This window comes from Streptomyces sp. NPDC059900, from assembly GCF_050270335.1.
Taxonomy (GTDB): domain Bacteria; phylum Actinomycetota; class Actinomycetes; order Streptomycetales; family Streptomycetaceae; genus Streptomyces.
Genome location: NZ_JBNNJZ010000053.1, coordinates 25,124 through 32,025, shown reverse-complemented (window position 1 = coordinate 32,025; position 6,902 = coordinate 25,124). Strand labels below are relative to the sequence as shown.

The 6,902-nt window shown below is 69.9% G+C and carries 4 protein-coding genes; all 4 read left to right on the top strand.

Annotation, left to right across the window (positions count from 1 at the left end; all coding sequences use genetic code 11):
* Positions 1-107 precede the first annotated feature (107 nt).
* The 4 genes from ACQKIP_RS11135 to ACQKIP_RS11120 all read left to right on the top strand — a co-directional run bounded on the left by ACQKIP_RS11135 (position 108) and on the right by ACQKIP_RS11120 (position 6,897).
* Entirely contained in the window at positions 108-1,625 is a 1,518-nt protein-coding gene (locus ACQKIP_RS11135; protein WP_365861595.1) for an ABC transporter permease, read from the top strand.
* A 91-nt stretch (positions 1,626-1,716) separates the two neighbouring features.
* Positions 1,717-2,400: an ABC transporter ATP-binding protein gene (locus tag ACQKIP_RS11130; protein ID WP_365861597.1), complete on the top strand. Its 684-nt coding sequence runs from the start codon at positions 1,717-1,719 to the stop codon at positions 2,398-2,400.
* A gap of 153 nt (positions 2,401-2,553) precedes the next feature.
* Positions 2,554-5,907 carry a S8 family peptidase gene (locus tag ACQKIP_RS11125; protein ID WP_365861599.1) on the top strand — a complete coding sequence of 1,118 codons (3,354 nt, stop codon included), beginning with the start codon at positions 2,554-2,556 and terminating at the stop codon, positions 5,905-5,907.
* 219 nt (positions 5,908-6,126) lie between these two features.
* Positions 6,127-6,897, top strand: a complete 771-nt coding sequence (locus ACQKIP_RS11120) for a group II truncated hemoglobin (protein ID WP_365861601.1) — start codon at positions 6,127-6,129, stop codon at positions 6,895-6,897.
* The last annotated feature ends 5 nt before the right edge of the window (positions 6,898-6,902 follow it).

Below are 6,902 nucleotides of genomic sequence, written 5' to 3'. Positions count from 1 at the left end.
GTATAAGAGACAGCACCAGGGGTGCGGGCCGCCGCCGTCGGGGCTTCTCATCGTTCTCTTATGCCGCCCTTATCCGTTCATCACGGTGCGTCCTTAGCTTCACGCACATGTTCTTCACCTACCTGAGGCGCGAGCTGCGCCGCCGCAGAAAAGCGGCCCTCGTCGTGGCCTCCGGCCTCGCGCTCGGTATCGCCCTCGTCATCGTCGTCAACTCCGTGTCGTCCGGCATGGAACAGGCGCAGGGCAAGGTCCTCCAGTCGCTGTACGGGCTCGGCACCGACATGACCGTCACCAAGGCGGCCACCCCCGCCAAGGACGGCGGCGGTCAGACGGAGGGACGTCCGCGGTTCAAGTTCGACGCCAAGGATGCGGACGACGAGGACGGCAAGGAGCAGAGCAGCGACCGCGTCATGGTGCAGGGCTTCCAGACGCTGTCCTCGTCCACCGTCTCGAAGGTCGGCGGCCAGAGCGGTGTCGCGGACGCGGTGGGCGGGCTGAGCCTCCAGGTCATGAAGGTCAACGGCTCGTTCGAGCGGGGCGAGTTCGAGCAGGCGCCGGGCTCCACCGGCGGCAGGGCCCAGCAGCCCGGCGGCAACGGCGGTGGCGGCGGCGATCAGCAGCAGGGCCGGGTGCGCGGCGGGGGCGCCGACTTCGACGTCGACTCCTACAGCGTCTACGGGACCGACGTCAGCAAGCTCGGCCTGGGCCCGCTGACCTCCTCGAAGATCAGCAAGGGCCGTACGTTCACGGGGTCGGAGTCCGACGCCAAGGTGGCCGTCGCCGATGCCTCGTACGCCAAGGAGAAGAAGCTCTCCGTCGGCGACACCGTCACGATCTCCGGGACCAAGATCAAGGTCGTCGGCATCGCGACCCCCGACAGCGGGGACGCGGCGGCCAACCTCTACCTCCCGTTGAAGCGCGCGCAGACCCTCGCCGACTCGAAGAACAAGATCACGACGGTGTACGTCAAGGCGGCGGACTCGCAGCAGATCGACGCGGTCAAGAGCGCCATCCAGAAGAACGTCTCCGGCACGACCGTGACCACCTCCGCCGATCTCGCCGACACCGTCTCGGGTTCGCTCTCCACCGCGTCCGACCTCGCGTCCAGCGTCGGCAAGTGGCTCTCCATGGCCGTGCTCGTCGCGGCCTTCCTGGTCGCGGGCCTGCTCACCTCGTCGGCGGTCAGCCGTCGCGTACGGGAGTTCGGCACCCTGAAGGCGCTCGGCTGGAAGAGCGGCCGGGTGACCCGGCAGGTCATCGGCGAGGCGGTCGTCAACGGCCTCGTCGGCGGAGTGCTCGGCATCGCCGTCGGCCTCGGCGGCGCGTACGCCGTGACGGCGATCAGCCCCACCCTCACGGCGGAACTCGGCTCGGCGGGCGGCGGTATGGGCGGCGCCATGGGCGGTGGCGGCATGGGCGGCGGCCCCGGTGGCGGTGGGCCCGGCGGCGCCCTGCGCGAGTCCGCGTCCAAGGCCCTGGACATCTCCCTCACCGCACCGGTCAGCGCCACCACCATCGCGCTCGCCGTCGGCCTCGCCGTGGCCGGCGGTCTCATCGCGGGCGCCTTCGGCGGCTGGCGTGCCTCGCGGCTGCGCCCCGCGGACGCCCTGCGCCGCGTCGAGTAGGCGGCCCCAGCGACCGCCGCGCGTCGGGCGGGCGGCCCCGGCCGCCGTCGCTCGCGCCGCCAACCCCCTTACGTATCGCAGGAGTCACACCATGTATCAGCTCAACGGCGTCACGAAGCAGTACCGCAGGGGCAAGGAGACCGTCGACGCGCTCGCCGGAGTCGACCTGGCCATCGGGGACGGTGACCGGCTGGTCATCCAGGGACCGACGGGCGGCGGCAAGTCCACGCTCCTCCAGATGCTCGGCGGGCTCGACCGGCCGACGTCCGGCAGCGTCGAACTCGACGGCGTCGACCTGGCCTCGCTGCCCGAGGCGCGGCTGACCAAGGTCCGCGCCGAGTCGATCGGCTTCGTCTTCCAGTCCTTCAACCTCATCCCCACGCTCAGCGCCCAGGAGAACGTCGAGACGGCGCTCGTGCCCCTCGGCATGCGCGCGGCGGACCGCCGTGAACGCGCCGCCGAAGCCCTCGCCTCCGTGGGCCTCGGCGAACGCCGCAGCCACCTGCCCGCCGAGCTGTCCGGCGGCCAGCAGCAGCGCGTCGCCATCGCCCGCGCCCTGGTCAAGCGGCCGAAGGTGCTGCTCGCCGACGAGCCGACCGGCAACCTCGACGAGTCCATGCGCGACGAGATCATGGAGCTGCTCGAAGGGCTCTGGAAGGAGCACGGCCTCACCTTCGTGATGGTCACGCACGACAGCGCCATCGCGGGCAAGGCCCCGCGCCTCGCCACGATCAAACGCGGCCAGATCAAGGTCACGGAGCGGGCGGCGCAATAGCCGCGGAGCGCGCAGCGGCATGCCCACGGAGCGGGTCGCCGAGTAACTGGAGAGTCAACTCGTCACTTCTGGCGCACTATTGAGCAGATGTTCGACTCTGAGCAATACTTCCTCGTCCAGGGGCGGAAGCCCCTTTGACCTCCAGGGGGAGACTTGCGCCAGAAAGCGAAGAGAGCCTACGGGGCCACGGTCGCCACAGCGGCGGCCGTGGCCCTTGCCGCGGGCATGACCAGCCCGGCATCGGCGGCGAAGCAGTCGCCGGACGCACTGGCGGCAGCCGCGCAGTCGGCGGGCCTCAAGAGCGACGCACCGACCACCTACGGCATCACGCTGATCACGGGCGACCGCGTCACCGCCGACTCCAAGGGGCGCGTGAGCGCCTTCGAGCCGGCCAAGGGGCGGGAGCGGATACCCGTACAGACCAAGCGCGCGGGCGGTCACACGCTCGCGATACCGGCCGACGCGCAGCGGCTGATAGCCGCCGGCAAGCTCGACCAGCGGCTTTTCGACATCACCGAGTTGAGCAAGAAGGACAACCGCAGGGCCCAGAAGAAGGGCCTCAAGCTCATCGTCGGCTATAAGGGCACGGCCTCCGCGGCCAGGTCCGACGTGCGCGCCGCGGGTGACACCACGGTCCGCAGGTCCCTCAAGGCCCTGAACGCCGAAGCGATCACGACCCCGAAGCAGGACGCCACCGACCTGTGGTCGGCGCTCGTGGCCGACAAGGGCGGCGCCACCGCGTCCGGCGTCAGCCGCGTCTGGCTGGACGGCGTCCGCAAGGCACGCCTCGACAAGAGCGTGAAGCAGATCGGCGCCGACAAGGCGTGGGCCGCCGGCTTCGACGGCAAGGGCGTCAAGGTCGCCGTCCTGGACACCGGCGTCGACGCCACGCACGCCGACCTGAAGGACCAGGTCGTCGGCGCGAAGAACTTCACCACGGCGGCGGACGCCACGGACCACTACGGCCACGGCACGCACGTCGCCTCCATCACGGCGGGCACCGGCGCGAAGTCGGGCGGCAAGTTCAAGGGCGTGGCGCCCGGCGCCAAGCTCCTGAACGGCAAGGTCCTCGACGACACCGGCTACGGCGACGACTCCGGGATCATCGCGGGCATGGACTGGGCGGCCGAACAGGGCGCCGACATCGTCAACCTGAGCCTCGGCGGCGGCGACACCCCCGGCATCGACCCGCTCGAAGCGCAGGTCAACAAGCTCTCCGCGGAGAAGGGCATCCTCTTCGCGATCGCGGCCGGCAACGACGGCATGCCCGGCAGCGTCGGCTCTCCGGGCAGCGCTGACGCCGCCCTGACCGTCGGCGCGGTCGACGACAACGACAAGCTCGCCGAGTTCTCCAGCCAGGGCCCGCGGGTCGGCGACGGTGCCATCAAGCCCGACGTCACCGCCCCCGGCGTGGACATCACGGCGGCCGCGGCCCCCGGCAGCGTCATCGACCAGGAGGTCGGCCAGCAGCCCGAGGGCTATCTGACGATCTCCGGTACGTCCATGGCGACCCCGCACGTGGCGGGCGCCGCGGCGCTGCTCAAGCAGCAGCACCCGGACTGGAAGTACGCCGAGCTCAAGGGCGCCCTCACCGCGTCCACCAAGGGCGGCAAGTACACGCCGTTCCAGCAGGGTTCGGGCCGCATCGCCGTCGACAAGGCCATCAAGCAGTCGGTCGTCGCCGAGCCGGTGTCGCTCTCCTTCGACGCTCAGGCGTGGCCGCACACCGACGACAAGCCGGCCACGAAGAAGGTGACGTACAAGAACCTCGGCAAGGAGGACGTCACCCTCGACCTCGCCGTCACGGGCACCAACCCCAAGGGTGCGGCGGCTCCCGCGGGCTTCTTCAAGCTCGGCGCGAAGACGGTGAAGGTCCCCGCGGGCGGCACCGCGTCGGTCGACCTGACCACCGACACCAAGCTCGGCGGCACGGTCGACGGCGTGTACTCCGCGTACGTCGTGGCCAGTGGCGGCGGGCAGTCCGTGCGCACGGCCGCCGCGGTCGAGCGCGAGGTCGAGTCGTACGAGCTGACGCTCAAGCACATCGGGCGCGACGGACAGCCCCCGAAGTACTACGACACCGACCTGGAGGGCCTCACGGGGCTCGCCGCCGAGAAGTCCTTCGACCCGTACGACGCCTCCGGCACGGTCAAGCTGCGTGTCCCCAAGGGCGGCTACGTGCTCAACACCGGCATGTACGTCGACCCGAAGGACTTCACCAAGGGCGCCGAATGGCTGGCGCAGCCGAAGCTGAGCATCACCAAGGACACGACGGTGACGCTCGACGCCCGCACGACGAAGCCGGTCGACATCACGGTGCCGTCGGCGGACGCCAAGCCGTTCTTCGCCTCGCCCGACTACACGGTCGACGCCGACTACGGCAGCTACTCCTTCGGCTGGTGGCTCGACTCGTACACCAACTTCCGGACCGCGCACGTGGGTCCGCAGGTCACCGACGGCTCGCTGTACCAGCAGTGGGACGGCCACTGGGTCAAGGGTGACGACGCCGAGTACAACACCGTCGCCGGCGGCAAGGTCAAGCAGGTCGCGACCGGCTACACCAAGCACTACAAGGCGTCCGACCTCGCGTCGGTGAAGGTGAACATGGGCGCCGCGGCCAAGGGCAAGAAGGGCACGATCGGCGCCCTCGGCTACCTCCCCGGCAGCTCGGGCGGCTCCTCGATCAACGTTCCGCAGGCACTGCCCGGCACCCGGACGCTGAACCTGTCCACGGCCGACGGCGTGAAGTGGGGCCTGAACTTCGAGCAGCAGGCCGGAGTCGACCCCGAGGGGTGGCCGATCGTCGACGCGTCCTACACGCTGGGCGCGGCGCAGACGTTCGCCGCGGGCAAGAGCTACGAGAAGACGTTCAACACGGCCGTCTTCGGTCCGCGCGTCGGAGGCGTGTACGGCGTCTCCCGCCAGGGCAACGAGATCGGCGGCTATCTGCCGCTGTTCGCCGACGGCAAGACCCACGCGGGCTCCTCGCTCTTCACCGACGTCAAGACGACCCTCTACAAGGGCGCCACGAAGATCGGCGAGAACAAGGACCCGCTGCTCGGCGGCGAGACGTTCAAGGTCCCGTCGGCCGAAGCCGAGTACAAGCTGTCGACGTCCGTGAAGCGCAGCGTCAAGGTGGCGGCCGCCTCCACCCGCATCGACGCGAGCTGGACGTTCCGCTCCAAGAAGGCCGACGACGCGAAGCTGCCGGTCTCCACGGCACGGTTCGCCGCGGCGACCGACCTGAGCAGCAAGGCCAAGGCGGGCGAGACCCAGTCCGTGCCGGTGACGGTGCTCGGCGCCGCGGCCGGCTCGAACCTCAAGTCCCTGACCACGTACGTGTCGTACGACTACGGCCAGACCTGGAAGAAGGTCACCGTCAGCGGCGGCAAGATCAAGGTCAAGAACCCGGCAGCGGGCAAGGGCATCTCCTTCCACGCCAAGATCACGGACAAGAAGGGGAACAAGTCGACGCTGTCGATCTACAACGCGTACTACGGCAAGTAGGCAGGCAGGTGAGTTAGCCGTCTGTCAGGGGCGCGGTGCCGAAAGGGCTGTCGATCACGTATCGGCTGCATCCGTCGGCGCCGCGCCTCGTCACATGGGTACGCGTACAGCGAACTGGTCCCCGCTCGGGCGGATTTGTCGGGGAAGGTGCTGACAACCCCCACGGACCCCCACGGCAGGGAACTCGGCACCACCCACCCCAGAGGAAGCCGACGTCACATGACCGCCCACACCGTCGAGTACATCCGTTACCGCATCCCCTCCGAGCGCTCCGCGGAGTTCCTCTCCGCCTACACCCGCGCCGCCGTCCCGCTGGCCGCGGCACCGCAGTGCGTCGACTACGAACTCTCGCGCTGCGAAGAGGACTTCGAGCACTTCATCCTGCGCATCACCTGGACCTCCACCAAGGACCACCTGGAGGGCTTCCGGGCCTCCGAGCACTTCCGGGACTTCTTCGCGGAGATCCGCCCGTACGTCGAGAACATCGAGGAGATGCGCCACTACACGCCCTCCGCCGTACGCGGCACGGGCGCGTCCACGCCGACCCTCTACACCTGGGCGGGCGGCGAGGAGACCTTCGGGCGGCTGACGGAGATCTTCTACGAGAAGGTGCTGGGGGACGACCTTCTCGCGCCGCTCTTCGCGGACCTGCCGCAGGAGCACGCCCTGCACGTCGCCCAGTGGCTCGGCGAGGTATTCGGCGGTCCCGCCGCGTACTCCCAGGAGCACGGCGGCCACACCCACATGGTCGGCAAGCACCTCGGCAAGAGCATCACCGAGCCGCAGCGCCGCCGCTGGGTCAACCTGATGCAGGACGCGGCGGACGACGCCGGTCTTCCGACGGACGCCGAATTCCGGTCCGCCTTCCTCGCCTACGTCGAGTGGGGCACCCGGCTCGCGGTCTACTTCTCGGGCCCGGAGGCGAGCCGCCCCGCCGAGCAGCCGGTGCCGCTGTGGAACTGGGGAGCGGCGCCGCCGTACCGGCCGTGAAGTGC

What these genes read in the sequence shown, in the direction of transcription:
- ACQKIP_RS11135 (WP_365861595.1), top strand. Translation starts at nt 108, where the DNA reads ATGTTCTTCACCTACCTGAGGCGCGAGCTGCGCCGCCGCAGAAAAGCG.
- ACQKIP_RS11130 (WP_365861597.1), top strand. Translation starts at nt 1,717, where the DNA reads ATGTATCAGCTCAACGGCGTCACGAAGCAGTACCGCAGGGGCAAGGAG.
- ACQKIP_RS11120 (WP_365861601.1), top strand. Translation starts at nt 6,127, where the DNA reads ATGACCGCCCACACCGTCGAGTACATCCGTTACCGCATCCCCTCCGAG.